We start from the raw sequence: 24102 nt of genomic DNA, 5'->3' as shown, positions 1-24102 counted from the left end.
CTCCTCTACTCACACCCCCCCCCCCCGCGCTCCCACATCTGCTCCGGGCTCTTCCCCCCGTCTCGCGGCTGCTGTTGCGCTCCCCCCCCCCCCCCCCCCCCCCGGCCCCCCCCCGGGGGGGGGGGGGGGGGGGCCCCCCGGTTCACGGGCCACGGATCACCGAGCCGGCGGCCGCCGGAAGCGTGATTCCGCCCACCTGCCCGACCCGGCCGGTGCTGGTTGCGACAGGTCCGGCCGCGGGCGACCGCGAGGGGGCGGGCGGCGGCCCGATCCGCTGGAACTAAGCTTGGCCGCGTCAACTGGCCGTCCCCTTCATCCAGGAGAACCCCACCGTGAGCCAAGCAGGCCGTCCTGTAGTTCTGATCGCCGACAAGCTCGCCCAGTCGACCGTCGATGCGCTCGGTGACGGTGTCGAGGTCCGCTGGGTCGACGGCCCCGACCGGCCCGCCCTGCTGGCCGCGGTGCCGGAGGCCGACGCGCTGCTCGTACGCTCGGCCACCACTGTCGATGCCGAGGTGCTCGAAGCCGGTAAAAACCTGAAGATCGTCGCCCGGGCCGGGGTGGGCTTGGACAACGTCGACGTCCCGGCCGCCACCGAGCGCGGTGTCATGGTCGTCAACGCGCCCACCTCGAATATCCACACCGCCGCCGAGCACGCCGTCACGCTCATGCTGAGCGCGGCCCGCCAGATCCCGGCCGCCGATGCCACCCTGCGCGAGCACACCTGGAAGCGCAGCAGCTTCAACGGTGTGGAGATCTTCGGCAAAACCGTCGGCGTGATCGGCCTCGGCCGGATCGGGCAGCTGTTCGCGGCCCGGCTGGCGGCCTTCGAAACCAAAATCGTCGCCTACGACCCCTACGTTTCCCCGGCGCGCGCCGCCCAGCTCGGTATCGAACTGCTCAGCCTCGACGAGGTGCTGGAGCGGGCCGACCTCATCTCCATCCACCTGCCGAAGACACCGGAAACCAAGGGCATCCTCGGCAAGGAAGCGATCGCCAAGACCAAGCCCGGCGTGATCATCGTCAACGCCGCCCGCGGCGGCCTGGTGGACGAGGCGGCGCTGGCCGAGGCCATCAAGTCCGGGCATGTGCGGGCCGCCGGTATCGACGTCTACGAAACCGAGCCCTGCACCGACAGCCCGTTGTTCGAACTGCCGCAGGTCGTGGTGACCCCGCATCTGGGTGCCTCCACCAGCGAAGCGCAGGACCGGGCCGGTACCGATGTCGCGAAATCCGTGCTGCTGGCGCTGGCCGGTGAATTCGTGCCGGGCGCGGTGAACGTCACCGGCGGGGTGGTCGGCGACGAGGTTGCGCCCTGGCTGGATCTGGTCCGCAAACAGGGTGCCCTGCTGGGTGCGCTGGCCGACGAACTGCCGGTGAGCCTCGAGGTGCAGGTGCGCGGCGAACTCGCCGCCTCCGAGGTCGAGGTGCTGCAACTGGCCGCGCTGCGCGGGGTGTTCTCCGCGCACGTCGACGACCAGGTCACCTTCGTCAACGCCCCCGCCCTGGCGCAGGAGCGCGGGATCAGCGCCGAGGTCACCACCGTCACCGAAAGTCCCAGCCACCGCAGCCTGGTGGATCTGCGCGCGGTCTTCGGCGACGGGCGCACCATCAATGTCGCCGGCGCGCTCACCGAACCGGCTCAGGTCGAGAAGATCGTCAACATCAACGGCCGCAACTACGATATGCGCGCCGAGGGCATCAACCTGGCCGTCCTCAACTACGAGGACCGGCCGGGCGCGCTGGGCAAGGTCGGCACCGCGCTGGGCGCCGCCGAGATCGATATTCTCGCCGCCCAGCTCACCCAGGACGCCAACAAGGAAGGCGCCACCGTGGTGCTGCGGGTCAACAAGGAGGTACCGGAATCGGTGCGCTCCGAGATCGCGGACGCCGTGGGCGCCGGCAAGGTCGCGCTGGTCGACCTGTTCTGATGTAGCGGTGCACCGCTCCGCCCGGGTGTCCGGCATCCGGGCGGAGCGGCGCAGAATACCTGTCCAGTGGCGGCCGCATCCGGCCCGCCGGCCGCGACGGCTCGCGGCACGTCGTATCCAGAAAGCGTGGTTGTCATGAAGCTCGCCGTGATCCCCGGTGACGGTATCGGCCCGGAGGTCGTCGCCGAGGCGCTCAAAGTGCTCGATGTGGTACTGCCCGGCGTGGAACGCACCGAATACGATCTCGGCGCCAAGCGCTACCACGCGACCGGCGAGATCCTGCCGGACTCGGTGCTGCCGGAACTGAAGCAGCACGACGCGATCCTGCTCGGCGCGATCGGTGACCCTTCGGTGCCCAGCGGGATCCTGGAACGCGGCCTGCTGCTGCGCACCCGGTTCGCGCTCGACCATCACGTGAATCTGCGGCCGTCCAAGTTGTATCCGGGTGTCGGCAGCCCGCTCGCCGGGACCCCGGATATCGATTTCGTGGTCGTACGCGAAGGCACCGAGGGCCCCTACACCGGCACCGGCGGCGCCATCCGGGTCGACACCCCGCACGAGGTCGCCACCGAGGTCAGCACCAACACCCGCTTCGGCGTCGAACGCGTGGTCCGCTACGCCTTCGCAAAGGCGCAGGCCCGCCGTAAGCACCTCACCCTCGTGCACAAGACCAACGTGCTGACCTTCGCCGGTTCGCTGTGGCAGCGGACCGTCGACGCGGTCGGTGCCGAGTTCCCCGAGGTTCAGGTGGCCTACCAGCACATCGACGCCGCCACCATCCACATGGTCAACGACCCGGGCCGTTTCGATGTGATCGTCACCGACAACCTGTTCGGCGATATCATCACCGATCTCGCCGCCGCGGTGAGCGGCGGTATCGGCTTGGCGGCCAGCGGCAATATCGACGCCACCGGCACCAACCCGAGCATGTTCGAACCGGTCCACGGCAGCGCCCCCGATATCGCCGGCCAGTCCAAGGCCGACCCGACCGCCGCCATCCTCTCGGTCTCCCTGCTGCTCGAGCACAAGGGCGAAACCGCGGCCGCCGCCCGCATCCAGGACGCGGTGGCCAAGGATCTGTCGGGTCGCACCGGCACCGCCTCCACCACCGAGATCGGCGACCGGCTCGCGGCCTCGCTCTGACCTGGAAGTTCCGTCACTTCTCCCGACGAAACCAAGGTGCGTATCCGATACCATCGGGGATACCTGGGCATATCCCCGATGGACGGCCCAAGCGCTTGGAGGGCAGCATGACCGCGTGGCACGCCACCAGTGATGCAGGCTTCGGCCCGTACACGGTGCTGGATCTCTACGACCTTCCAGAAGACGGTAAGGGATTCGAACTCGAAGACGGGTGGTTGGTCGAGGTAGCAGCGGGGGCACGGCACAACTACATCGGCTGGTCACTCGCTCGGCGACTTCGTAGTGCCGCCGAGAACGCGGAGGTGTTCGTCTGCGATGGTGGGGAGTGGGAGATCAGTACACCCTCGGGTGTCCGCAAACCCGATGTGTTCGTGATTCCGAAGTCGGTCGCGCGCGCCGCCATTGTCGAAGAGTCGCCGAAGCTGATTCCCGGGATGGATGTGCAGCTGGTGGTCGAGGTCGTGTCGCCGGGCAGCGGCAGCGAACGCACCGACAGGGTCCGTAAGGTCCGGGAGTACGCGGGTTTGGGGATTCCGCAGTACTGGATCGTCGAACATCAGCCGACAATCCAGATCCACCGGGGCATCCTCGAGGGTGGTGCCTATAGGTTCGAACCACCGGTAGGCGAAGGTCGTGAGTTCGGCGCCGAGCTCGAGCTCGATCTACCGGTCCGGGTGAGCTTCGATCCCGCCGTGCTCATCGATATGTGACCGGCGCTGCCAGGTACAGCGGCATGCCTCGGCGATGATCGTCTGGTTTCGGCCGGCGTATGACGATCCCGCCCGGTCGGCGTCGGCATGCCGGGCGGCAAGACCGCGCACTCACCGAGCCTCGGTCGAGGGCTTGCCGGAAGTGCGCGAGCAGACACGGGCCGGCCACCGATCCACGGCGCGTCGAGCGCTGTGACAGCCGGGGCCTCGACGCGCGGCGGTCAGGCCAGGGGTTTTTCCCGTCGCACCGGAACCATGGGGATGGCGGCCGCGGCGAGGGCGGCGGCCACGAGATAGGCCGCGGGGAAGCCGGTGGCGGTGATCACCGTGCCCAGAACCGGGGGGACGGCGGCGATCATCAGGTTCTGGCCGGTGTTCTGGATGCCCAGGCCGCGGCCGCTCCAGTAGGGGCCGGCGAGTTCGGCGATGGCGGTGAACGCCAGGCCGTTGTCGGCGACCGAGACCACCGAGGCGATCACCATCAACGGTATTGCCGCCCACCACCATTCGGTCCAAGCGGTCAGGGCGAGCAGGGCCATGGTGGTGACCGCGGCGACGGCGATCAGGCGCAGTGGGCGCATCCGGCTACCCATCCGATCGGACCAGGCGCCCGCGCCGATGCGGCCCAGGGCGCCCAGCACCTGAGTACCGGTGACCAGGGCGCCGGCGGCGGCCAGGGACCAGCCGATATCGCGGTGCAACCACAGCAGGGCGAAGGTCCAGACAGTGCCCTGCGGGATGACCAGCAGGATCGAAACCCCGTGGATCCGCCACAGCGTGCCCCCGGCGCGGTACGGGTTGGCGCCGGTGGATTCGGCGCGCGGGGGGCGCGGCGGGTCGATGATGCCGATCAGGCAGGCCACGGCCGCCACACCCGCCAGCACAGCGGGGACCAGCAGCGCCGTCGCGATACCGAATCCGTCCGCGACCAAGGGGATGGACAGAGCACCGATCCCGACCCCGAGGGGCTGGCCGGTCTGCCGGATCCCCATGGCCAGGCCGCGGCGTTCGGGCGGGAACCAGCCGACGATCACCCGGCCGCTGGCGCCGTTGGTACTGGCCGCACCCGTACCGCCGAGGAACAGCAGGATTCCGAGCAGGACGTAGCCGGTGGTGAAGGCGGCCGCCACACCGGCCACGCACATGATCAGCGGTCCGGCCACCAGCGCCAGGCGTTCACCGAGCCGGTCGACCAGATACCCCCAGGCGATGAGGGTGCAGCACAGCCCGACGGTCGGCAGCGCGACCAGCAGCCCGGCCGTGGGCAGTGGCATACCACCGGCCGTGAGCGCGGGCAGCAGGAACGGGACACCGTGGACGAAGATCGCGCTCGAGGTCTGGGCGAAGACGCCCAGCGCGAGCATGAGCCAGCGGCGGACCGGGGAGACCTGTGCCCGCCGGTTTCCGGGCGCGGCGACCGGGGTGGTCGCCGGTGAACTGTGCGCCATCGTGCCCCATTTCGGAATACAACAGCGAGTCTCAATATATGGGATTCGCTTCTCAATCTCTGAACTGCGCTGCTCACCGTACACCGCTCGCCCACGCCTGTACCAGGCAGTGTCATATTTTTCACCGCTTCCGGCATGCCGACCGGTCGGGCGCATTCGGGCTGGTGTACCCGGCTGGATAGACTCCGACCATGCGTCTAGGTCGAGTTGCCAGCCCCGACGGGGTCGCTTTCGTCGCCATCGACGGCGAGACCGCCAAAGAAATCGCCGAACACCCGTTCGGCACCCCGACGTTCACCGGCCGGAGCTGGCCGCTGGCCGATATCCGCCTGCTCGCCCCCATCCTGGCCAGCAAGGTGATCTGCGTGGGCAAGAACTATGCCGCGCACGCCGCCGAATTCGGCGGGCAGGCGCCGGAGGAACCGGTGATCTTCATCAAACCGAACACCTCCATCATCGGGCCGAACGTGCCCATCCAGCTGCCGCCCAGTTCATCGCGGGTCGATTTCGAGGGCGAACTCGCCGTGGTGATCGGGCGGCCGTGCAAAGACGTCACCGCCGCCCGCGCCAAGGATGTGATCCTCGGCTACACCGTCGCCAACGACGTCACCGCACGCGATCAGCAGGCCCGGGACGGGCAATGGACACGGGCGAAAGGCTACGACACCTTCTGCCCGCTCGGCCCCTGGATCGAAACCGAACTCGACCCGGCCGACCTCGAGATCACCACCGAACTCGACGGTGAAGTCAAGCAGCGCAGCACCACATCGCTACTGCTGCACGATATTCCGGAAATCATCGAATGGGTCACCCGGGTGATGACCCTGCTGCCCGGTGATGTGATTCTCACCGGCACGCCCGAAGGTGTCGGCCCCATGAAAGACGGCCAAAGTGTCTCGGTAACCGTCTCCGGAATCGGTACACTCACCAATCCCGTTGCCGCCAAACGCTGACCGAAAGAGAGACATGACAAACGTACGGGTCCGTTTCTGCCCGTCGCCCACCGGGACACCGCATGTCGGGCTCATCCGCACCGCACTGTTCAACTGGGCCTACGCCAAACATCACGGTGGCGCCTTCGTCTTCCGAATCGAAGACACCGATGCCGCACGGGATTCCGAAGAATCCTATCTGGCGCTCCTGGACGCATTGCGGTGGCTCGGGCTCGAATGGGACGAGGGCCCCGAAATCGGTGGACCCTATGCGCCGTACCGGCAATCGCAGCGCCGGGATATCCACCTCGACGTCGTACAGAAATTGCTCGACGCGGGTGAAGCATACGAATCCTTCTCCACGCCAGACGAAGTCGAGGCGCGGCACCGCGCCGCCGGACGGGACCCGAAACTCGGCTACGACAATTACGACCGCGACCTGACGCCCGAGCAGATCGCCGAATACAAGGCCGCCGGCCGCGGTGCCGTGGTCCGGCTGCGGATGCCCGACACCGACCTCACCTGGCACGATCTCGTCCGCGGCGAAACCACCTTCAAAGCCGGCACCGTCCCCGACTTCGCGCTCACCCGCGGCACCGGCGACCCCCTCTACACGCTGGTGAACCCCGTCGACGACGCCACCATGCGCATCACGCACGTGCTGCGCGGCGAAGACCTGCTCTCCTCCACCCCACGCCAGCTCGCCCTCTACGCGGCCCTGCAGCGCATCGGGGTCACCGACTTCACCCCCGAATTCGGGCACCTGCCCTTCGTCATGGGCCAGGGAAACAAGAAACTCTCCAAACGTGACCCCGAATCCAATCTGTTCCTGCATCGTGACCGCGGCTTCATCCCCGAAGGGTTGCTGAATTACCTCGCGCTACTCGGCTGGAGCATCGCCGACGACCACGATGTGTTCACCATGGACGAGATGATCGCCGCCTTCGACATCTCGAAGGTCAACTCGAACCCGGCGCGTTTCGACCAGAAAAAAGCCGACGCGATCAACGCCGAGCATATCCGGATGCTCGCTCCCGCCGATTTCGCCGGACGTTTGCGCGAATACTTCATTCGGCACGGGTATATCGGTGAAGGAATCGACGAAAAAGTCTTCGCCGAGGCCGCGGAATTGGTCCAAACGCGAATTGTGGTACTCGCCGACGCCTGGGATCTGCTCCGCTTCCTGTTCGCCCCCGCCGACGACTTCGCAATCGACCCGGCGGCCGGGAAGAAAAACCTCGGCGAAGCCGCCCGGCCGGTACTGGACGTGACCGTGGAAGCGCTCGAACCGCTCACCGCGTGGACTGCCGGAGAAATAGAAGAAGCGCTGAAAGCGGCACTCATCGAACGGCTCGAACTGAAACCCAGAAAAGCCTTCGCACCGGTACGGGTCGCGGTCACCGGATCGCATATCAGCCCCCCGCTCTACGAATCCATGGAACTGCTCGGCCGCGAGGAAACCATGCGCCGGCTGCGCGCCGGACGGGAATGGGTCGCGCCCGCCGAATGATCACGGGCGCCGCGCTCGGGGATACCGCACGAGGCGGCCCGGGGGCGGCGCCGGGTCAGGCCGTGGCCGCGGACGGCTTTCCCGGCAGCGGGGCCCGGGCGGCGCCCGGCGCGTGGCGGGGCCGGCGGCCGGGGCGTCCGGCGCCGGCCGCGATCCGCCGAACCGTGCTGCCGATCCGCAGGAACCCCGGTCTGACCAGGCGATTTGTAGTTTCCCCCGAACAGTTTGGTACTCTCTTTCTCGGCCGGAACGACGGTGCCGCCGCAGCCAGCGACGAAGCCGAAAGCCCAGGTCATTGGGGTATGGTGTAATTGGCAACACAGCTGATTCTGGTTCAGCCATTCTAGGTTCGAGTCCTGGTACCCCAGCGGAGATCGGTCTCTACTACATCCTCCAGATGCGGTGCGGAACGAACATCCAGGCGATTTGGTCGCCAACGCTCGGTCGGTTACGCTGATCGAGCTTCGGATCGCAAGATCCACGATCCGCTCGCAGGAGTTGATCAAAGTCCTGGCCCCGTCGTCTAGCGGCCTAGGACGCCGCCCTCTCAAGGCGGTAGCGCGGGTTCAAATCCCGTCGGGGCTACTCAGCTGGCAGGCCCATGCTCATGGAGAGCATGGGCCTTTGCTGATTCGCAATGTTTTGCGGGGGTCCAAAACCCGGCGGGGCAACACTGCGGCCCGCCCCATGCCCAGGTAGCGCTGGGGCATTTGCTTATCCCCAATTTTTTGGGGGGGTCCACCCCCCGCGCCCCGACCAGGGGGCTCGGCGCCCCCTGGACCCCCCTCCACGGATCGGATTCCTGACGGAGGCTGGTGCCGGGGCTGCGCCCCTGGATCCCTTTGCGGTTGGTTGCCTGGGGATGCGTTGGTGGCGGGTGGTCTCGGAAGCTCGGTTGAGGTGGTGGCGGCGACTCGCTCCCGTGGAGGGGTTCCTGTGGGGCTGGTGCCGAGGCTTGCCATCCTGGCCTCTTCGTGAAGTGGATTCCTACGGAGGTTGGTGCCGGGGCTTGCGCCCCTGGACCCCTTTGACGGGGGGTTATGGCGGGCCGGTTGTTCGAGGTGGGGCGGAGCGCGGTGGGGCGGAGGTTGAGTCGGTCTCCGGGACCGGGCTGCGGTGATGAAGAACACAACCGGTATCTGCTGCTTCTGTATATGCGGGTGTGGACATGGCCGGTTGATCTCGGGCGGTTGGTGACGGGTAGTCGGTGGCGACCTGCTGCCACGCTTTGCGGACGACGGCCGGGGGTTCCGTGGCATCCGGTGGAGAGGGCACGGGTGGAGGGGATCAGCGGTCGGCCGCGGCCCGAAGCCGGTCGAAAGCCCGGTTTTCGGGGGTGCGGTTGAGGAAGGCTTTGATGGCGGCGGAACATTCCTCGGAGGAGGCGGCGGCGGTATCGACTTCGAGATCGTAGATCGCGTGGGCGTGGACCGAATCGAGTTGCCGGGCCGCGGTGCCGGGGGCGCGGTCCGGGCGGTGCCGTTCGCGGCGCCGGAGTTCCGCGGGTGGGCAGTGGACGCCGATGAAAACTACGTCCATACCGGTCAGTACCGCCAAACAGTCGGACAGCCGCCACGGTTCGCTCAGGACGTGATCCATGACGATGTCGTTGCCTGCCCGGGCCATGCCGGCGACGGCGCGGTGGAAGCCGGCGCGCGTCCTGCGCAGGACTCTCGCGAGGGCGTCCGGATCGAGTTCGTGGGTGCGGGATTCCGAACGCATGGCGCCGAACATATCGACGCCCATGTGGAAGAACGGCCGGTCGAGGTCGGTCAGCAGCCTGCGGGCGATGCTGGTCTTCCCGGCGCTCGAGACCCCGTTGAGGAGAACAACCTGGCCTGGGGTGCTCTCGCCCGCACGACCCGCGCCGGACATGTCCGTCATCAGTCCATGGTGGCGCGATGCGTCCTGTGACTCGCTACCGGCGGCGGTCCCGCCCGGGTGATCGGCACCACCCGGGCTGGTGGTTCAGTCGTCGAGGGCGCCGGCGGTGGAACCGCCCAGAGGCATTGCGGGGAGGCCGAGTTTGCGGTGATCCCAGCTGCGGATGCGGTCGGGGACCACGCGTACCGCCACGCGCTTGTTCAGCATGCCTTCGACGTACTGGCGCATATCGTCGGTGTACGGGCCGGTGTAGCGCTCCCAGACGCTGACGCCGACGGCGAACAGTTTCTCGGGGTCGTCGATCACTTCGGCGTGGCCTTCGATGGAAACGCCGCGCAGGGTGTCGTACGTCTGACCGGCCTCGACCATGCAGGTGACCGTCGGGTTGCGGCGCAGGTTCACCGCTTTCTGGGATTTGCCCTTCGTCTCGAACCAGAGTTCGGGGACGGAGCCGGGGCGGTCCGGATCGGCGATCAGCGCGTACCACATGGCGGTGAGATGCGGTTTCCCGTTCGCGTCCAGGGTGGCCAGGGTGGCTACACGGCTGCGGGTGAGGAAATCGGTGATCTCGGTATCGGTCATCACGATCTGTGACCGTTGGTTCACTCCCATCAGGCCACCATAAGTGACGGCGCCTGCCCGCCGCTCAGATCCGGCGATGCAGCGCATCCGCGGCCGCGACCAGATCGGCCGCCCAGCGGGCGCCGGGGCGGCGGCCGATACGGTCGATCGGACCGGAGACGGAGATGGCGGCGACGACGGCACCCTGCTGATCGCGGACGGGGGCCGAAATGCTCGCGACCCCGGCCGCGCGCTCCCCGGCGCTCTGCGCCCAGCCTCTTTTCCGGACATCGGCGAGCGTGCGTTCGGTGAACACCGCCTCGGCGAGCACGCTGCGCTGCAGCTCCGGATCGGCCCAGGCGACCAGGACCTTCGCGGCCGAACCCGCGGTGAGCGGCAGCCGGGAACCGATCGGGACGGTATCGCGTAACCCGGCCGGTGGTTCCAGTGCGGCGACGCAGACCCGTTGGCTGCCGTCGAGGCAGTACAGCTGCACGCTTTCGCCGGTGATCTCGCGCAGCCGCGGCAGGATCGAACTCGCGGCCTCGAGCAGGGGATCGGCGGCGCCGGCGGCGAGTTCGCCGAGCGCGGGGCCGGGCCGCCAGGCGCCGTCACCGTTACGGGCCAGCAGGCGATGCGTTTCCAGGCCCACCGCGAGCCGGTGCGCGGTGGCACGGGGCAGGCCGGTGCGTTCGCACAACTCGTTGAGACCGCAGGGCTGCTCGGCGACCGCATACAGCACTGCCACCGCTTTGTCCAGAACGCCGATACCGCTATGCTGTCTCATACAACGATATTAGCGTCCTGCATTCTGAGATGCCATCATGAACAGCCCAGGTGGGTCGTGGGATGAGGTCGCGATAATCCAGCTAGCGCGTATCCGCCGCGGGTGAGTCCGGGCGGGTGCCCGGCCCGAAAGGTGATCGCAACAATGCCACGTACGCTGGCCGAGAAGGTATGGGAACAGCACGTCGTCGCCCGCGGCGAAGGGGAGGGCGAAGCGCGCGAACCCGATCTGATCTACATCGATCTGCATCTCGTGCACGAGGTGACCAGCCCGCAGGCCTTCGACGGGCTGCGCGCGGCGGGCCGGCCGGTCCGCCGGCCGGATCTCACCATCGCCACCGAGGATCACAACGTCCCGACCGTCGATATCGACAAACCCATCGCCGACCCGATTTCGCGCACCCAGGTGGAGACGCTGCGCCGTAACTGCGCGGAATTCGGTATCCGGCTGCACCCGATGGGCGACCGGGAACAGGGCATCGTGCACGTGGTCGGCCCGCAGCTGGGACTCACCCAGCCGGGTACGACTGTGGTGTGCGGCGACAGCCATACCTCCACCCACGGCGCGTTCGGCGCGCTGGCCATGGGAATCGGGACCAGCGAGGTCGAACATGTCCTGGCCACACAGACGTTGTCGCTGCGGCCGTTCAAGACGATGGCCATCACCGTCGACGGGGAACTGCCGCCGGGAGTCACCAGTAAAGACCTCATTCTGGCGGTGATCGCCGAAATCGGTACCGGTGGCGGGCAGGGATATGTGCTCGAGTACCGGGGTGAGGCCATTAGGAAAATGTCGATGGAAGCGCGGATGACGATCTGCAATATGTCCATCGAAGCGGGGGCGCGGGCCGGGATGATCGCGCCCGACGAAACCACCTACGAGTTCTTGAAAGGCCGCCCGCACGCCCCGCAGGGGGCCGACTGGGATGCCGCGGTGCGGGCATGGGAGGAGCTGAAGACCGACGACGACGCCGTTTTCGATCGGGAAGTGCATATCGACGCCTCCGCGCTGACACCGTTCGTCACCTGGGGCACCAATCCGGGGCAGGGTTTGCCGCTCGGCGCGAATGTGCCGGACCCGGCGCAGATCGCCGACGAAACCGCGCGGGAATCGGCGGAGAAGGCGCTGCGATACATGGATTTGACCCCGGGTATGCCGCTGCGCGAGGTCACGGTGGACACCGTTTTCGTGGGGTCGTGCACCAACGGCCGGATCGAGGATCTGCGGGCCGTGGCCGATGTCCTGAAGGGCCGCAAGGTCGCCGACGGGGTGCGGATGCTGGTGGTGCCGGGGTCCATGCGGGTGCGCGAACAGGCCGAGGCCGAGGGGCTCGGCGAGATCTTCACCGCGGCCGGCGCCGAATGGCGGCAGGCCGGCTGCTCGATGTGCCTGGGGATGAACCCGGATCAGCTCGAGCCCGGTCAGCGCTGTGCTTCCACCTCCAATCGCAACTTCGAGGGACGGCAGGGCAAAGGTGGGCGCACCCATCTGGTGTCGCCCTTGGTCGCCGCGGCCACCGCGGTGCGCGGCACGCTGTCGGCGCCCGCCGATCTGAACTGAGCCGCCGCGCCGCATTCCGAAACCCACGAACAGCCCGAAACAGGAGAAATACGATGGATGCCTTCACCGTGCACAAGGGGATCGGTGTTCCGCTGCGCCGGTCCAATGTGGACACCGACCAGATCATCCCCGCCGTCTATCTGAAGCGCGTGACTCGAACAGGATTCGAAGACGGCCTGTTCGCCGCGTGGCGCGGCGATGAGAACTTCATTCTGAACACCGAACCGTACAAGCGCGGCACCGTACTCGTCGCGGGACCGGATTTCGGCACCGGATCGTCGCGTGAGCACGCGGTCTGGGCGCTCATGGACTACGGCTTTCGAGTAGTTATCTCTTCACGTTTCGCCGACATCTTCCGCGGTAATGCGGGCAAGGGCGGTCTACTCGCTGCGCGAATGTCACAGAATGATGTCGAAATGCTCTGGAAGATGCTCGAGGAACAGCCCGGACTGGAATTGGTTGTCGACCTCCAAGAGCGCACGGTGACCGCGGGAACCGTCGTGTTGCCGTTCGATATTGACGACTACACCAGGTGGCGCCTGCTGGAAGGTTTGGACGACATCGGTCTGACCCTCCGGCGTAGCGATGTGATCGCCGAGTTCGAAAAGGCAAGGCCGGGTTGGAAACCAAAGACCCTTCCCGAACCTATTTCGCAGGCGTAATGTTCTGGGCCTCTTAGTGGGGTCTCGGATGACGCGGTAGCTGTGCGTGTGCTAGGCCACATGAATTTTGGCGTGGCACATAGACTCTTGCCCAATGTGGGTTTACCGTGGTACCTAGTCGGTCCGACGACGGGCCATTAGTCTGCGGAGGATTCAATGAACAAGGCGGAACTGATCGACGTTCTGACCGAAAAGTTGGGTACTGACAGGCGCACGGCCACCGCGGCAGTCGAGCATGTGGTCGACACCATCGTGCGTGCGGTACACAAAGGGCAGAGCGTCACCATCACCGGATTCGGTGTGTTCGAACAGCGCAAGCGGGCGGCCCGCGTCGCACGTAATCCGCGCACCGGGGAAACCGTCAAGGTGAAGCCCACTTCGGTGCCGGCGTTCCGGCCGGGTGCCCAGTTCAAGGCGGTAATCGCGGGTAAACAGAAGCTCGCGGCAACAGGCCCCGCCGTGAAACGCGGTGTCAATGCTCCTGTGGCGGCCAAGAAATCCACGGCCAAGAAGACGACGGCGAAGAAAACCACCGCCAAGAAGTCGGCCACCAAGGCGCCCGCCAAAACAACGGCACGGAAGACCGCCACCAAGGCGCCGGCCAAGAGCACCGCCGCCAAGAAGGCGGCCACCAAGACGGCGGCCCGGAAGACCACCGCCAAGAAGAGCCCCGCCAAGGCAGCGGCGAAGAAGACCACCGCCAAGGCGACGGCCAAGAAGACCACGGCGACGAAGAAGGCCACCACCGCGAAGCGGACCACCACGGCCAAGAAGACCGCCGCCAAGAAGGCGCGCTGACCCTACGCCCGCGGATGCCGCGGAAATCCCCGACGGCTTTCCGACCCGCGAACGGTGCGCGTCGACGAGTACCGCCGGCCGTATCTCGGCCGGGCAACTCGTGACCTCCACAACCGAAACGCCGGACGGACCAGCCCCCGGGCGATCCCCGGGGGCGTGACCGTGTCCACGGCCGGCGGTGGTGGACAGGCCTGCCAGAGGTCTACTCGGCCTGTTCGGCGGCCTCGGTCGCCGGTGCAGTATCGACCGATAGCGATCGGTCCAGATGATCGGCGGCGACCAGCCGGTCGCCGGCGAACGACAGCACCCACACCGACCCTTTCCGGGTGCGTGCGGGTGACAGCGTTATTCCGTCCCGCTCCGCCCACCAGCCGATGAGATCCGGAATGGTGTCGCCCTGACTGCACAGGACGGGCACCGGCTCGGCGGACAGGGCCAACGACCGGATGTGCTCGCGCGCCTTGTCTGTATCAGCGGCATATTCGATATCGCCGAGCAGCGGTTCCACCGCCACCTCGGCCCCCAGTTCCTCGGCCAGCGGTGCCACCGTCTGCACACAGCGCAGCGGTTCGGCCGAATACACCGTCCGCGCGCCGAACGCGAGCAGATTCGGTACCAGCGCCAGCGCCTGCTGATAACCGGCGAGTTCGAGCGGACGCTGGGCGTCCGGGCCGCGGAAGCGGTCGCGGCGACCAGCCTTGGCGTGCCGGACCACCAGGACGGTCCGGGTATCCATCGGCAGCCGGGTGAAAGCCCGCACGATCCGGCGATCCATCGGATACGACAGCGCCGACATCACCGTCTCCAGCGGGCACCAGGTGAGTTCGTCGACTTCCTGGTTGGCGGTGAACTCCCCGCCGGCGACGTCGGCCGCCCAATAATCAACGCGTTTCGTCCGCCGGTGCCCCGGGATCGGATAGGTGACCTTACCGAGATAGCGGCCCAGCCGGGGCCGTAGACCGGTCTCCTCCGCGGTTTCCCGGGCCGCGGCCAGTACCGGGGTTTCGCCGGGATCGAGTTTGCCTTTGGGCAGCGACCAATCCCCGTACTTCGGCCGGTGGATGACCGCGATTTCGATCCCGCCGGCGGAATCGGGCGCGTGCCGCCACAGCACGGTGCCCGCAGCGTGAATATTGGGTGTGATCCGGGGATCCGGATAGGACGGTGGTTGATGCGTGCCGTTCACTGCTGACCCGGGCGGCGTAAGCGCATCAATTCGACCTGGTGGTCGCGGACCTCGATGCCGTCGCCGGCGGGGCCGGTACCCTCCCGATCCGGGCTGGATCGCCAATTACCGTCGGGATCCAGCACCCAGCAGCGAGTCATCGGATGCAGCGCGGATTCCAGGATGCCGTCCAGCCGTTCGCGCAGTTTCGGATCCTTCACCTGCGCCATCACCTCCACCCGCCGGTCGAGGTTGCGGTGCATCATATCGGCGCTGCCGATCCAGAACTCGTCCTGGGCTTTGAAGTTGAGCAGCCGGGAATGCTCCAGCACCCGGCCCAGGATGGACCGGACTTCGATGTTCTCGCTCATCCCGGGCACTCCCGCCCGCAGTCCGCAGATACTGCGGACGACGATCTGCACCGGGACCCCCGCCTGCGAGGCGCGGTAGAGGGCGTCGATGACCTGTTCGTCGACAAGCGCGTTGGCCTTGAGCCGGATCCGGGCGTCGGCGCCCGCGCGGGCCAGTTCGATCTCGCGGTCGATCCGGGAGATGATGCCGGCCCGGATCCCGTGCGGGGCCACGAGGATATTGCGGTAATCGGCCTTCCGGGAATAGCCGGTGAGCGAGTTGAACAGATCGGTGAGGTCGGCGCCGATTTCGGGGGCCGCGGTGAGCAGGCCGACATCCTCGTACAGGCGCGCGGTCTTCGGGTTGTAGTTCCCGGTGCCGATATGGCAGTAGCGGCGGATGGTGGAACCCTCCCGGCGTACCACCAGGCAGGTCTTGCAATGCGTTTTCAGCCCGACCAGGCCGTAGACCACGTGGACCCCGGCCTGTTCCAGCGTGCGGGCCCATTTGATGTTGGCCTGCTCGTCGAACCGGGCCTTGATCTCCACCAGCGCCACCACTTGTTTACCGGCTTCGGCGGCATCGATGAGCGCGTTCACGATGGGCGAATCACCGGAGGTGCGGTACAGGGTTTGTTTGATGGCCAGCACCTGCGGGTCGGCGGCGGCCTGCTCGATGAAACGCTGCACGCTGGTGGAGAAGGAATCGTACGGGTGGTGCACCAGCACATCGCCCTCGCGCAGCGCGGCGAAGACATTGCGCGGGGTTTCGCGTTCGCCGAACGCCGGCGGGGTCGCGGGAACGTAGGGGGCGTCCTTGAGATTCGGGCGGTCGACCCCGTACACCTGCCACAGACAGGACAGGTCCAGCAGGCCCGGCACCTGGATCACATCGGCCGGATCCACCTCGAGTTCGCGCAACAGCAGATCGAGCATATGCTCGGTCATATCGTCGGAAACCTCGAGCCGGACCGGCGATCCGAAGCGCCGGCGGGCCAATTCCCGCTCCAGTGCCTGCAGCAGATCTTCGTCGCGATCCTCGTCGACCTCGAAATCCGCGTTGCGGGTGATCCGGAACGAATGGTGTTCGACGACCGTCATCCCGGGGAACAGCTGGTCCAGATGCGCGGCGATCAGCGCCTCCATCGGCAGGAACGCCGCGATCGACGCGCCGTTACCGGTGCCGGGGCGCCGCACCCGGACGAACCGGTCCACATTGTCGGGGACCTTCACCCGCGCGAAGTGCTCGCCGCCGGTGGATTGGTCCTGCACGGTCACCGCGAGATTGAGGCTGAGCCCGCTGATATAGGGGAACGGATGGGCCGGGTCCACAGCGAGGGGTGTGAGCACGGGGAACACCTGGTCCTGGAAGTGCGCGGACAGCCGCTCCCGTTCGGCCTCGTGCAGATCGGCCCAGTCGATGATCTCGATACCCTCCGCGGTGAGCGCGGGCAGCACTTCGGTGAGGAACACCTCGGCATGGCGGACGGCGAGATCCTGGGTGCGGGCCGCGATCAGGGCGAGCTGTTCGCTCGGTGACCGGCCGTCGGCCGAGCGCACCGAAAGCCCCGTTTCGGCGCGGCGTTTGAGACCGGCGACGCGGACCATATAGAACTCGTCGAGATTCGAGGCGAAGATGGCCAGGAATTTGGCGCGTTCCAGCAGCGGCAGCGAACCGTCCTCCGCCAGCGCCAGCACCCGGGCGTTGAAATCGAGCCAGCTCAGCTCCCGGTTGAGGTAGCGATCGGCCGGCAAACGCGGGACATTGCCGTCTGCGGGGATCTGGGTGGCGGCCGGAGGCGGGGTGGGTAGCACCTGTTGCTGCTTGACGGTTTCCGTATCGCTCACACCTACGATCATCCCTTACGAACCGCATGGTGTGCATGGACGGGCGGTGACTGTTATCTCCAGTTCACGAGGTGGCGACCGGACCGCACACCTGGGTGACCGGCTCGCGAACACGGTATGGCAAACCGAGTTCACGCAGCAGAGCGGTGGTCGCCGGTCCGGTGCCCAGCGATTGCACGGCAGCCAGATCCGCGGCGGTGTCGACATCCTGGCGCAACCCCGGCCAGTCGCCGGATAGTTCGCGGGCCCCGTCGGCGCGATGACGGTGAGCGGAATCACGGCCGAACCGTGGTCGCAACGGGATTCCGGCGGGCGCGAAGAGGGCCGCGGTCCCGGTGCCGGCGTGATCGGCGACCAGCGCCCGGGAGCCGGTGGGGGCGGCGGCCAGCACGGCGGCCAGCTCCTGCGGGCACAGTCCGGGCAAATCGGCCTGCAACGCCAGCACACCCACCGCCGGATGCTGCGACCGGATGGCCGCCGCCGCGGCGGCGAGCGCGGTATTGAGTCCGTCCGGATCGGCGCCGGCACCCGCCGGTTCGGGATGGACGTCGGCGCCCAGCCCCTGGGCCGCCGCCGCGACCGCCGGGTCTGGGGTGACGACGGTGATCCCGGCGATCGCCTCGACGGCCGCGGCCGCGGCCGCGGTATCGGTGAACATGGCCAGCACCAGCCGGGACCGATGCGCCGGGGCCAGCACACCGGCGAGCCGGCTCTTGGCGCTGTCCAGGGATTTCACCGCGATCACGGCGTGCACGGAGTGCGGGCACATGGCCTCATCCTGTCATGGCATATTGGGCTGATGACGAGGGCGGCGGTAATGGGCGCGGGATCGTGGGGTACGACACTGGCGAAGGTGTTGGCGGACGCGGGGACCGAGGTCACCATCTGGGCCCGCCGGCCCGAGGTCGCCGAAGCGCTGGCGACCGACCACCGCAACCCCTACTACCTGCCGGGCGTACAGCTACCGCCCGTCACCGCCACCGCCGACTACGCCCGGGCCATGGCCGGCGCCGATATCGTCGTACTCGCGGTGCCCTCGCAAGCACTGCGCGGGAACCTGAAGACCTGGGCACCGGCCATCGGCCCCGACGCCACCCTGCTGAGCGTGGCCAAGGGTATCGAGAGCGGCACCCTGCTGCGGATGAGCGAGGTGATCGCGGAGGTCACCGGTGCCGATCCGGGGCGTATCGCGGTGCTGTCCGGGCCCAACCTCGCCGGGGAACTCGCCGCCGGTCAGCCGGCGGCCACCGTGGTCGGGTGCACCGACGCGCAGCGGGCGGCCGCGGTGCAGCAAGCGTGCGTCACCAGTTATTTCCGGCCCTACACCAACACCGATGTGGTCGGCTGTGAAATCGGCGGGGCCTGTAAAAACGTCATCGCGCTGGCCTGCGGGATCGCTTCGGGAATGGGTTTCGGCGATAACTCCATCGCCGCGCTGATGACCCGCGGCCTCGCCGAGATCATCCGGCTCGGAATGGCGCTCGGCGCCGAACCGGTGACCCTGGCCGGGCTCGCGGGAGTCGGCGATCTCATCGCGACCTGCACCTCGCCGCTGTCGCGTAACCGGTCCTTCGGCCAGGTCCTCGGTTCCGGCGGCTCCATGCAGGCCGCGCAGGAAGCGACTCATGGGCAGATCGCCGAGGGCGTGAAGTCCTGCACCTCGGTCCGGGCTCTGGCCGTCGCCCACGGGGTGGAGATGCCGCTGACCGAGGCCGTGCACCAGGTGTGTCACGAGGGGCTGGAGGTGCAGTCGGCGCTGGAGAAACTGCTGGGCCGCCAGATCAAACCCGAATGAGCCGTAGACGGCGGTGCGCCACGGTTACCGGGGGCCGCGACAGGGTACCGTTCCGGGCATGAGTCGGATCAGAGTTGCCGTGGTTTTCGGCGGTCGCAGTAACGAGCACACGGTGTCGTGCGTATCGGCCGGTGCGGTGCTGCGCAATCTGGATCCGCAGCGGTTCGAGGCGGTGCCCATCGGTATCACCCCGGCCGGTACCTGGATGCTCGCCGATATCGATATCGCGGCCCTGGCCAGGCACGACCGGACGCTGCCGTCGGTGACCGGCGGCGGCACCGAACTGGTGCTGGCCGCCGATCCGAGTCGCGCCGGAACGCTGGTCGCGCTCGACGACCCGCGTACGGCTCTCGAAACCGTCGATGTGGTGTTCCCGGTTCTGCACGGGGCGTTCGGTGAGGACGGCACAGTCCAGGGAATGCTGGAACTCGCCGGTATCCCCTATGTGGGGCCCGGTGTCCTGGCCAGTGCCGCCGGGATGGACAAGGAATTCACCAAGAAACTGCTCGCCGCCGACGGCCTGCCCATCGGCGTGCAGGTGGTGCTGCGGCCGGGCACCGCCACCGTGACCCCGGAGGATCGGCAGCGGCTCGGGCTGCCGGTCTTCGTCAAACCGGCCCGCGGCGGTTCCTCGATCGGGATCACCAAGGTCACCGACTGGGCGGGGCTGGACGCCGCGATCGCCACCGCCCGCGAACACGATCCGAAGGTGATCGTGGAAGCCGGAATCGCCGGCCGCGAGGTCGAATGCGGGGTACTGGAATTCCCGGACGGCCGGGTGGAGGCCAGTGTGCTCGCCGAAATCCGGATGCCGGAGGACCTCGCCGACGCCGACGCCGGGGAAGAACCCGGGCCCGCGTTCTACGATTTCGACACCAAATACCTCGACGACATCTGCGAATTCGATGTCCCGGCCAAACTCGACGACGAGATCGCCGACGAGGTCCGGGCCATGGCGGTGCGCGCCTTCCGCGCACTGGACTGCCAGGGGCTGGCCCGGGTGGACTTCTTCGTCACCGAGGACGGTCCGGTGATCAACGAGATCAACACCATGCCCGGTTTCACGCCGATCTCCATGTACCCGCGGATGTGGCAGGAGTCCGGGGTGGGCTACTCGGAGCTCCTGACCCATCTCGTCGACACCGCTCTCGCCCGCGGCACGGGGTTGCGCTGAGCGCGACGGGCGGTCCCCGGGCGCGCGCCGGGGTCTCAGTTGGGCAGCTCGCCCGGATCGATCGGCTGCGCCGGCAGGTGCGCGGTGATGGTGTCGGACACCACCTGCAGTGGGGTCGGGCCGGAGCCGTCGGGAACGGTGAGGGCGATATAGGTTTCGCGGTCCACGGCGAACCAGGTGGCGGTGGCCGCGGTGTCGTCGCGCACCTCGAACCATTGCACGCCGTTGACCAGCTGCAACGGTGAGGCCCGGTGGAACTCCAGCGGGCGGTCCAGGCCGCACCGCAGGATGATCGGATCGCCGCCGCCGGAGCGCTGCCAGGCCGCGGTCGCCGGGGGTGCGGGTTCGACAAGGGTGGCTCGGCTGAAATCGCCGAGTTCCGCGGGTAGTGCGGGCAGGAGGGCGGAACAGGCCGGGCCGTCGGCAGCGGGCGCCGGAACCGGGCCGAGTGCCAGCGGTTCCGGTTCCGCCGGGCCGCGCAGCACGATCACCGCCGCCACCACGACCCCGACCAGCAGGGCTACCGGCAGCGCCACCGCGGTCGCGATGAGCGCGGGCGAATAGGGGCGGCGTTCGATTTCCGCGGCGTCGGCGGTCGCGGTGGCGGCCGGTGCCTTCTCGGCTTCGGCCGGGGCCCCGGCGTCTTCGTCCGGCGATGTCCCCGGCATGCTCGACGTTCCTTTCTGCGGTCCGTTGCCGCACTGCGGTCCGCTTCGGCCGCCGCGGCGGTGCACCGGGCACAGAGTACCGTCAGGGCGGAGAACGCCGGGTGCGAGGCACCGGGCAACCAGGCCGGCCCCGCGGCGGCGACGAGTGAGAGAGGTCCCACGATCAGCACCCGACCGACAGTGCGCGACCTGGGCGAATTCGCCCTGATCGACCGGATCAACGCGGGCCGGGCGCAGGGACCGGCCATTCGGCTCGGACCCGGCGACGATGCCGCGGTACTGACCGCGGCTCGCGGCCAGTACGTGGTGAGCACGGATATGTTGATCGAGGAGCGGCATTTCCGGCTCGACCTGTCCCGGCCGGAGGAGATCGGGCGGAAAGCCATCGCACAGAACGCCGCCGATATCTATGCGATGGGCGCCGCACCGGTCGGGTATGTGATCGGCCTGGGGTTGCCCGGGCATGCACCGGTTGATGTCGTCACGGAGCTCGCGGACGGGTTCTGGGCCGAAGCGGCGCGGGCCGGCGGTTCGATCGCGGGTGGCGATATCGTGCGCAGCGAACAGGTGGTGATCTCCGTCACGGCGTTCGGGGATCCGCTGGGCGAGCAGCCGGTCACCCGGTCCGGCGCGCGGGTGGGCGGCACGGTCGCGATCGCGGGCCGCCCGGGCTGGTCCGCCGCCGGTTTCGAACTCCTGACAGGTTCACACCCGGATGCGACGCGCGACTACGGCGACTCCCTCGCGGGGATGGCCGCGGCGGCGCACCGGGCGCCGCGACCGGACTACGACACGGTCCGTGCGGCCATGACCACCGGCACCCCGCCGGCCGCACTCACCGATATCTCCGACGGTTTGCTCGCCGATCTCGGGCATCTGGCCGCGGCGTCGGGGGTGGCGGTAGCGGTGGACACCGCGCACCTGCGTGATCCGGAGCTGGAACGGCTCGCCACGGAGCTGGAAGCCGATGCGCGGCAATGGATCCTGACCGGCGGGGAGGATCATGTGTTCGCCGGGGTCTGGTCACCCGGGGTGACACCGCCGCCCGGCTGGACGCCCATCGGGGTCATCGAACCTGGTCAGGGCGTAACCGTCGACGGCGAGCGGTATGACGGGCCCGGAGGCTGGGAGGCTTTCTCCGGGACGGACTCGGCGAAATCGGACCACTCACGATAGGTTGTGCGGTCATGGGCACGAAACCACTCGCGGAAATCATCGATCCGGGCTGGGCGAAAGCATTGGATCCGGTGGCCGACCGGATAGCGGCCATGGGTGAGTTCCTTCGTGCCGAGAACGCCGCCGGCCGCGGATACCTCCCCGCCGGGGAGAATGTCCTGCGCGCCTTCCAGCATCCGTTCGAGGCCGTCCGGGTGCTGATCGTCGGCCAGGACCCCTATCCGACCCCCGGCCATCCCATGGGGTTGAGCTTCTCGGTGGCGCCGGACGTTTCGCCGGTCCCGCGCAGCCTGGCCAATATCTTCGCCGAATACAGCAAGGATCTCGGCCATCCGACACCCACCAGCGGTGATCTGAGCCCCTGGTCGGATCAGGGCGTGCTGCTGCTGAACCGGGTGCTGACGGTATCGCCGGGCAAACCGGCGTCGCATCGCGGCAAAGGCTGGGAGCAGGTCACCGAACAGGCGATCCGCGCGCTCGTGGGCCGCAGCGAACCGCTGGTCGCGGTCTTGTGGGGCCGCGACGCGGCATCGCTGAAACCGGCACTGGCCGAGGCCGATGTGCCCTGTATCGAGTCCGCGCATCCGTCACCGTTGTCGGCGTCGCGAGGATTCTTCGGTTCCCGTCCGTTCTCCCGGGTCAACGAACTACTGGACGAACTCGGCGCGGAACCGGTGGACTGGCGCCTGCCCTGACGGGCGTCGAAAAGGAAACAAGTGAGGAGCACACCATGAAACTGCGCGGCATCACCGCCACGCTCGCGCTGAGCGCCGCCCTGACCGGCGCCGCCGGGGCGACGGCCGGAGCGGCCCCGCTGACCCTCGAACCGGCGCAGCCGGTCACCGAGCCGGTCGCCGAGGATTTCACCTCGACCGGTTCGTCCACGATCTCCGCGTCGGTGAACGCCAAGGGCGCATGCCTGTTCCAGCGGACCCTCAGCGCCATGGACCTGGACTGCTGATTTGCCCGTTCGTACACCGTAACGTCCGCATATTTGCGATGCTGCAAATCGTGAGTAATGCGAACTATCTGCTCGATCCCGTCCAGCTGCGGCTCCGCGGTGTGGGCGGGATCGAGCTCGTTGCGGACCGGTACGGCCCATCCGACGGCCCGCTCGTGCTGTTCCTGCACGGCGGCGGCCAGACGCGGCACTCCTGGAAGCAGACCGGCGCCCAGCTCGGTGCCGCCGGGTTGCGCGCGGTCGTCCTGGACGCCCGCGGTCACGGCGACAGCCAGTGGGCGCTCGACCGTGACTACCGCTACCAGACCATGGTCGGCGATGTCCTCGCGGTGATCGAACAACTCGGCGGGGGACCGGCCGTCCTGGTCGGCGCGAGTATGGGCGGGATCACCGGGCTGCTGGCCACCGCCGCCCCGGGCGGCGAGGCGATCTCCGCGCTCGTCCTGGTCGATATCGTCACCCGGCCCGAACCCGCGGGGGTCAACCGGGTCCTCACCTTCCTGAGCAAGAACCCCGACGGGTTCGCCACCCTCGACGAAGCCGCCGACGCGGTCGCCGAATACATGCCGCACCGGCCCCGCCCGAAATCCAGCGCGGGCCTGCTGCGCAACCTCCGGCAGCGTGACGGGCGCTGGTACTGGCACTGGGACCCGGGCATTCTCGGCGACAAAGGCCAGGATCCGGACGAGATGGCCGCCGACCTCGAAGGGGTCGCCCGGGCGCTGCGTATCCCGGTGCTGCTGGTGCGGGGTATGCAATCCGATGTGGTCAGCGAGGAAGGCGCGGCCGAGTTCCAGGAGCTGGTCCCGCACGCGGAGATCGCCGAAATCGGCAACGCCGCCCACACCGCCGCCGGCGACGACAACGACGCCTTCACCGAGGCGGTCACTGTGTTTATTTGCGCCGCCTACGGCGTCGCCGGGGGGGGGGGCCGGGGGGGGGGGGGGGGGGGGGGGGGGGGGGGGGGGGGGGGGGGGGGGGGGGGGGGGGGGGGGGGGGGGGGGGGGGGGGGGGGGGGGGGGGGGGGGGGGGGGGGGGG

General features: G+C 68.2%; 21 protein-coding genes, 2 tRNA genes and 1 pseudogene. 16 read left to right on the top strand and 8 right to left on the bottom strand.

Features of this window, described 5'->3' with window-relative positions:
• Positions 1-332: 332 nt before the first annotated feature.
• The 3 genes from serA to QH276_RS05805 all read left to right on the top strand — a co-directional run bounded on the left by serA (position 333) and on the right by QH276_RS05805 (position 3784).
• A complete protein-coding gene (serA, locus tag QH276_RS05815; RefSeq protein ID WP_280401073.1) occupies positions 333-1931 on the top strand; it encodes a phosphoglycerate dehydrogenase in 1599 nt (532 codons plus the stop codon).
• A 135-nt stretch (positions 1932-2066) separates the two neighbouring features.
• Positions 2067-3074: a 3-isopropylmalate dehydrogenase gene (locus QH276_RS05810; RefSeq protein ID WP_280401078.1), complete on the top strand. Its 1008-nt coding sequence runs from the start codon at positions 2067-2069 to the stop codon at positions 3072-3074.
• A 107-nt stretch (positions 3075-3181) separates the two neighbouring features.
• Positions 3182-3784, top strand: a complete 603-nt coding sequence (locus QH276_RS05805) for a Uma2 family endonuclease (protein ID WP_280401074.1) — start codon at positions 3182-3184, stop codon at positions 3782-3784.
• Between the two features lie 221 nt (positions 3785-4005).
• Here the strand turns inward: QH276_RS05805 and QH276_RS05800 are convergent, their stop codons facing one another.
• On the bottom strand, positions 4006-5232 hold the full coding sequence (locus QH276_RS05800; RefSeq protein ID WP_432278704.1) for an MFS transporter: 1227 nt from the start codon (positions 5230-5232) through the stop codon (positions 4006-4008).
• 191 nt (positions 5233-5423) lie between these two features.
• Here QH276_RS05800 and QH276_RS05795 point away from each other — a divergent pair, with 191 nt between their 5' ends.
• The 4 genes from QH276_RS05795 to QH276_RS05780 all read left to right on the top strand — a co-directional run bounded on the left by QH276_RS05795 (position 5424) and on the right by QH276_RS05780 (position 8259).
• A complete protein-coding gene (locus tag QH276_RS05795) occupies positions 5424-6185 on the top strand; it encodes a fumarylacetoacetate hydrolase family protein (RefSeq protein ID WP_280401075.1) in 762 nt (253 codons plus the stop codon).
• A 13-nt stretch (positions 6186-6198) separates the two neighbouring features.
• Positions 6199-7674, top strand: coding sequence for a glutamate--tRNA ligase (gene gltX / locus QH276_RS05790; protein WP_280401076.1), 1476 nt, complete (start codon positions 6199-6201; stop codon positions 7672-7674).
• A 296-nt stretch (positions 7675-7970) separates the two neighbouring features.
• Positions 7971-8042: transfer RNA gene (locus tag QH276_RS05785), tRNA-Gln, on the top strand.
• A gap of 144 nt (positions 8043-8186) precedes the next feature.
• Positions 8187-8259 (top strand) — tRNA-Glu (locus tag QH276_RS05780).
• A gap of 702 nt (positions 8260-8961) precedes the next feature.
• Here QH276_RS05780 and QH276_RS05775 read toward each other — a convergent pair.
• The 3 genes from QH276_RS05775 to QH276_RS05765 all read right to left on the bottom strand — a co-directional run bounded on the left by QH276_RS05775 (position 8962) and on the right by QH276_RS05765 (position 10906).
• Complete coding sequence (locus tag QH276_RS05775) at positions 8962-9558, bottom strand: chloramphenicol phosphotransferase CPT family protein (RefSeq protein ID WP_280397034.1); 597 nt, start codon at positions 9556-9558, stop codon at positions 8962-8964.
• Positions 9559-9642: 84 nt separating this feature from the next.
• Positions 9643-10170 (bottom strand): pyridoxamine 5'-phosphate oxidase family protein, encoded by a 528-nt coding sequence (locus QH276_RS05770; protein ID WP_280397035.1) that lies wholly within the window; start codon positions 10168-10170, stop codon positions 9643-9645.
• Between the two features lie 34 nt (positions 10171-10204).
• On the bottom strand, positions 10205-10906 hold the full coding sequence (locus tag QH276_RS05765) for an IclR family transcriptional regulator (protein ID WP_280397036.1): 702 nt from the start codon (positions 10904-10906) through the stop codon (positions 10205-10207).
• Between the two features lie 144 nt (positions 10907-11050).
• Here QH276_RS05765 and leuC point away from each other — a divergent pair, with 144 nt between their 5' ends.
• From leuC to QH276_RS05750, 3 genes are all read left to right on the top strand, one after another.
• Positions 11051-12466: a 3-isopropylmalate dehydratase large subunit gene (gene leuC, locus QH276_RS05760; protein ID WP_280397037.1), complete on the top strand. Its 1416-nt coding sequence runs from the start codon at positions 11051-11053 to the stop codon at positions 12464-12466.
• Positions 12467-12519: 53 nt separating this feature from the next.
• The gene (gene leuD, locus QH276_RS05755; RefSeq protein ID WP_280397038.1) at positions 12520-13128 is read left to right on the top strand and encodes a 3-isopropylmalate dehydratase small subunit; all 609 of its coding nucleotides are present in this window, start codon (positions 12520-12522) and stop codon (positions 13126-13128) included.
• A 156-nt stretch (positions 13129-13284) separates the two neighbouring features.
• A complete protein-coding gene (locus QH276_RS05750; protein WP_280397039.1) occupies positions 13285-13926 on the top strand; it encodes an HU family DNA-binding protein in 642 nt (213 codons plus the stop codon).
• A gap of 202 nt (positions 13927-14128) precedes the next feature.
• Here QH276_RS05750 and QH276_RS05745 read toward each other — a convergent pair whose 3' ends face one another.
• The 3 genes from QH276_RS05745 to cofC are packed head-to-tail and all read right to left on the bottom strand — an operon-like array spanning position 14129 to position 18058.
• Positions 14129-15112, bottom strand: coding sequence for an NUDIX hydrolase (locus tag QH276_RS05745; RefSeq protein ID WP_280397040.1), 984 nt, complete (start codon positions 15110-15112; stop codon positions 14129-14131).
• Complete coding sequence (locus tag QH276_RS05740) at positions 15109-17301, bottom strand: RNA degradosome polyphosphate kinase (protein ID WP_280397041.1); 2193 nt, start codon at positions 17299-17301, stop codon at positions 15109-15111. The genes QH276_RS05745 and QH276_RS05740 overlap by 4 nt, the downstream gene beginning before the upstream one ends.
• Before the next feature lie 52 nt (positions 17302-17353).
• Entirely contained in the window at positions 17354-18058 is a 705-nt protein-coding gene (cofC, locus tag QH276_RS05735) for a 2-phospho-L-lactate guanylyltransferase (protein ID WP_280406657.1), read from the bottom strand.
• Between the two features lie 30 nt (positions 18059-18088).
• On the opposite strand from cofC, the gene QH276_RS05730 reads away from it, so the two are divergent.
• Entirely contained in the window at positions 18089-19084 is a 996-nt protein-coding gene (locus QH276_RS05730) for an NAD(P)H-dependent glycerol-3-phosphate dehydrogenase (protein WP_280398305.1), read from the top strand.
• 58 nt (positions 19085-19142) lie between these two features.
• The gene (locus QH276_RS05725) at positions 19143-20258 is read left to right on the top strand and encodes a D-alanine--D-alanine ligase family protein (RefSeq protein WP_280398304.1); all 1116 of its coding nucleotides are present in this window, start codon (positions 19143-19145) and stop codon (positions 20256-20258) included.
• A 35-nt stretch (positions 20259-20293) separates the two neighbouring features.
• On the opposite strand, the gene QH276_RS05720 is transcribed toward QH276_RS05725, so the two are convergent.
• Positions 20294-20926 carry a DUF3515 domain-containing protein gene (locus QH276_RS05720; RefSeq protein ID WP_280398303.1) on the bottom strand — a complete coding sequence of 211 codons (633 nt, stop codon included), beginning with the start codon at positions 20924-20926 and terminating at the stop codon, positions 20294-20296.
• A gap of 162 nt (positions 20927-21088) precedes the next feature.
• Here QH276_RS05720 and QH276_RS05715 point away from each other — a divergent pair, with 162 nt between their 5' ends.
• The 4 genes and pseudogenes from QH276_RS05715 to QH276_RS05700 all read left to right on the top strand — a co-directional run.
• A complete protein-coding gene (locus tag QH276_RS05715) occupies positions 21089-22102 on the top strand; it encodes a thiamine-phosphate kinase (protein ID WP_280398306.1) in 1014 nt (337 codons plus the stop codon).
• A gap of 11 nt (positions 22103-22113) precedes the next feature.
• Positions 22114-22797, top strand: a complete 684-nt coding sequence (locus QH276_RS05710) for a uracil-DNA glycosylase (protein ID WP_280398302.1) — start codon at positions 22114-22116, stop codon at positions 22795-22797.
• A gap of 35 nt (positions 22798-22832) precedes the next feature.
• Positions 22833-23063 carry a hypothetical protein gene (locus QH276_RS05705; protein ID WP_280398301.1) on the top strand — a complete coding sequence of 77 codons (231 nt, stop codon included), beginning with the start codon at positions 22833-22835 and terminating at the stop codon, positions 23061-23063.
• A 38-nt stretch (positions 23064-23101) separates the two neighbouring features.
• Positions 23102-23962 (top strand): annotated as a pseudogene (locus QH276_RS05700) (alpha/beta fold hydrolase); the annotation flags it as partial.
• Between the last annotated feature and the right edge of the window lie 140 nt (positions 23963-24102).

The sequence above is a fragment of the Nocardia carnea genome (genome assembly GCF_029869215.1).
Taxonomy (GTDB): Bacteria; Actinomycetota; Actinomycetes; order Mycobacteriales; family Mycobacteriaceae; genus Nocardia; species Nocardia carnea_B.
Note: the sequence above shows the minus strand (reverse complement) of the source record. Positions and strands in the feature narration are given on the sequence as shown.

What these genes read in the sequence shown, in the direction of transcription:
- QH276_RS05810 (WP_280401078.1), top strand. Translation starts at nt 2,067, where the DNA reads ATGAAGCTCGCCGTGATCCCCGGTGACGGTATCGGCCCGGAGGTCGTC.
- QH276_RS05805 (WP_280401074.1), top strand. Translation starts at nt 3,182, where the DNA reads ATGACCGCGTGGCACGCCACCAGTGATGCAGGCTTCGGCCCGTACACG.
- QH276_RS05800 (WP_432278704.1), bottom strand. Translation starts at nt 5,232, where the DNA reads ATGGCGCACAGTTCACCGGCGACCACCCCGGTCGCCGCGCCCGGAAAC.
- QH276_RS05795 (WP_280401075.1), top strand. Translation starts at nt 5,424, where the DNA reads ATGCGTCTAGGTCGAGTTGCCAGCCCCGACGGGGTCGCTTTCGTCGCC.
- gltX (WP_280401076.1), top strand. Translation starts at nt 6,199, where the DNA reads ATGACAAACGTACGGGTCCGTTTCTGCCCGTCGCCCACCGGGACACCG.
- QH276_RS05775 (WP_280397034.1), bottom strand. Translation starts at nt 9,558, where the DNA reads ATGACGGACATGTCCGGCGCGGGTCGTGCGGGCGAGAGCACCCCAGGC.
- QH276_RS05770 (WP_280397035.1), bottom strand. Translation starts at nt 10,170, where the DNA reads ATGGGAGTGAACCAACGGTCACAGATCGTGATGACCGATACCGAGATC.
- QH276_RS05765 (WP_280397036.1), bottom strand. Translation starts at nt 10,906, where the DNA reads ATGAGACAGCATAGCGGTATCGGCGTTCTGGACAAAGCGGTGGCAGTG.
- leuC (WP_280397037.1), top strand. Translation starts at nt 11,051, where the DNA reads ATGCCACGTACGCTGGCCGAGAAGGTATGGGAACAGCACGTCGTCGCC.
- leuD (WP_280397038.1), top strand. Translation starts at nt 12,520, where the DNA reads ATGGATGCCTTCACCGTGCACAAGGGGATCGGTGTTCCGCTGCGCCGG.
- QH276_RS05750 (WP_280397039.1), top strand. Translation starts at nt 13,285, where the DNA reads ATGAACAAGGCGGAACTGATCGACGTTCTGACCGAAAAGTTGGGTACT.
- QH276_RS05740 (WP_280397041.1), bottom strand. Translation starts at nt 17,301, where the DNA reads ATGATCGTAGGTGTGAGCGATACGGAAACCGTCAAGCAGCAACAGGTG.
- cofC (WP_280406657.1), bottom strand. Translation starts at nt 18,058, where the DNA reads ATGTGCCCGCACTCCGTGCACGCCGTGATCGCGGTGAAATCCCTGGAC.
- QH276_RS05730 (WP_280398305.1), top strand. Translation starts at nt 18,089, where the DNA reads ATGACGAGGGCGGCGGTAATGGGCGCGGGATCGTGGGGTACGACACTG.
- QH276_RS05725 (WP_280398304.1), top strand. Translation starts at nt 19,143, where the DNA reads ATGAGTCGGATCAGAGTTGCCGTGGTTTTCGGCGGTCGCAGTAACGAG.
- QH276_RS05720 (WP_280398303.1), bottom strand. Translation starts at nt 20,926, where the DNA reads ATGCCGGGGACATCGCCGGACGAAGACGCCGGGGCCCCGGCCGAAGCC.
- QH276_RS05710 (WP_280398302.1), top strand. Translation starts at nt 22,114, where the DNA reads ATGGGCACGAAACCACTCGCGGAAATCATCGATCCGGGCTGGGCGAAA.
- QH276_RS05705 (WP_280398301.1), top strand. Translation starts at nt 22,833, where the DNA reads ATGAAACTGCGCGGCATCACCGCCACGCTCGCGCTGAGCGCCGCCCTG.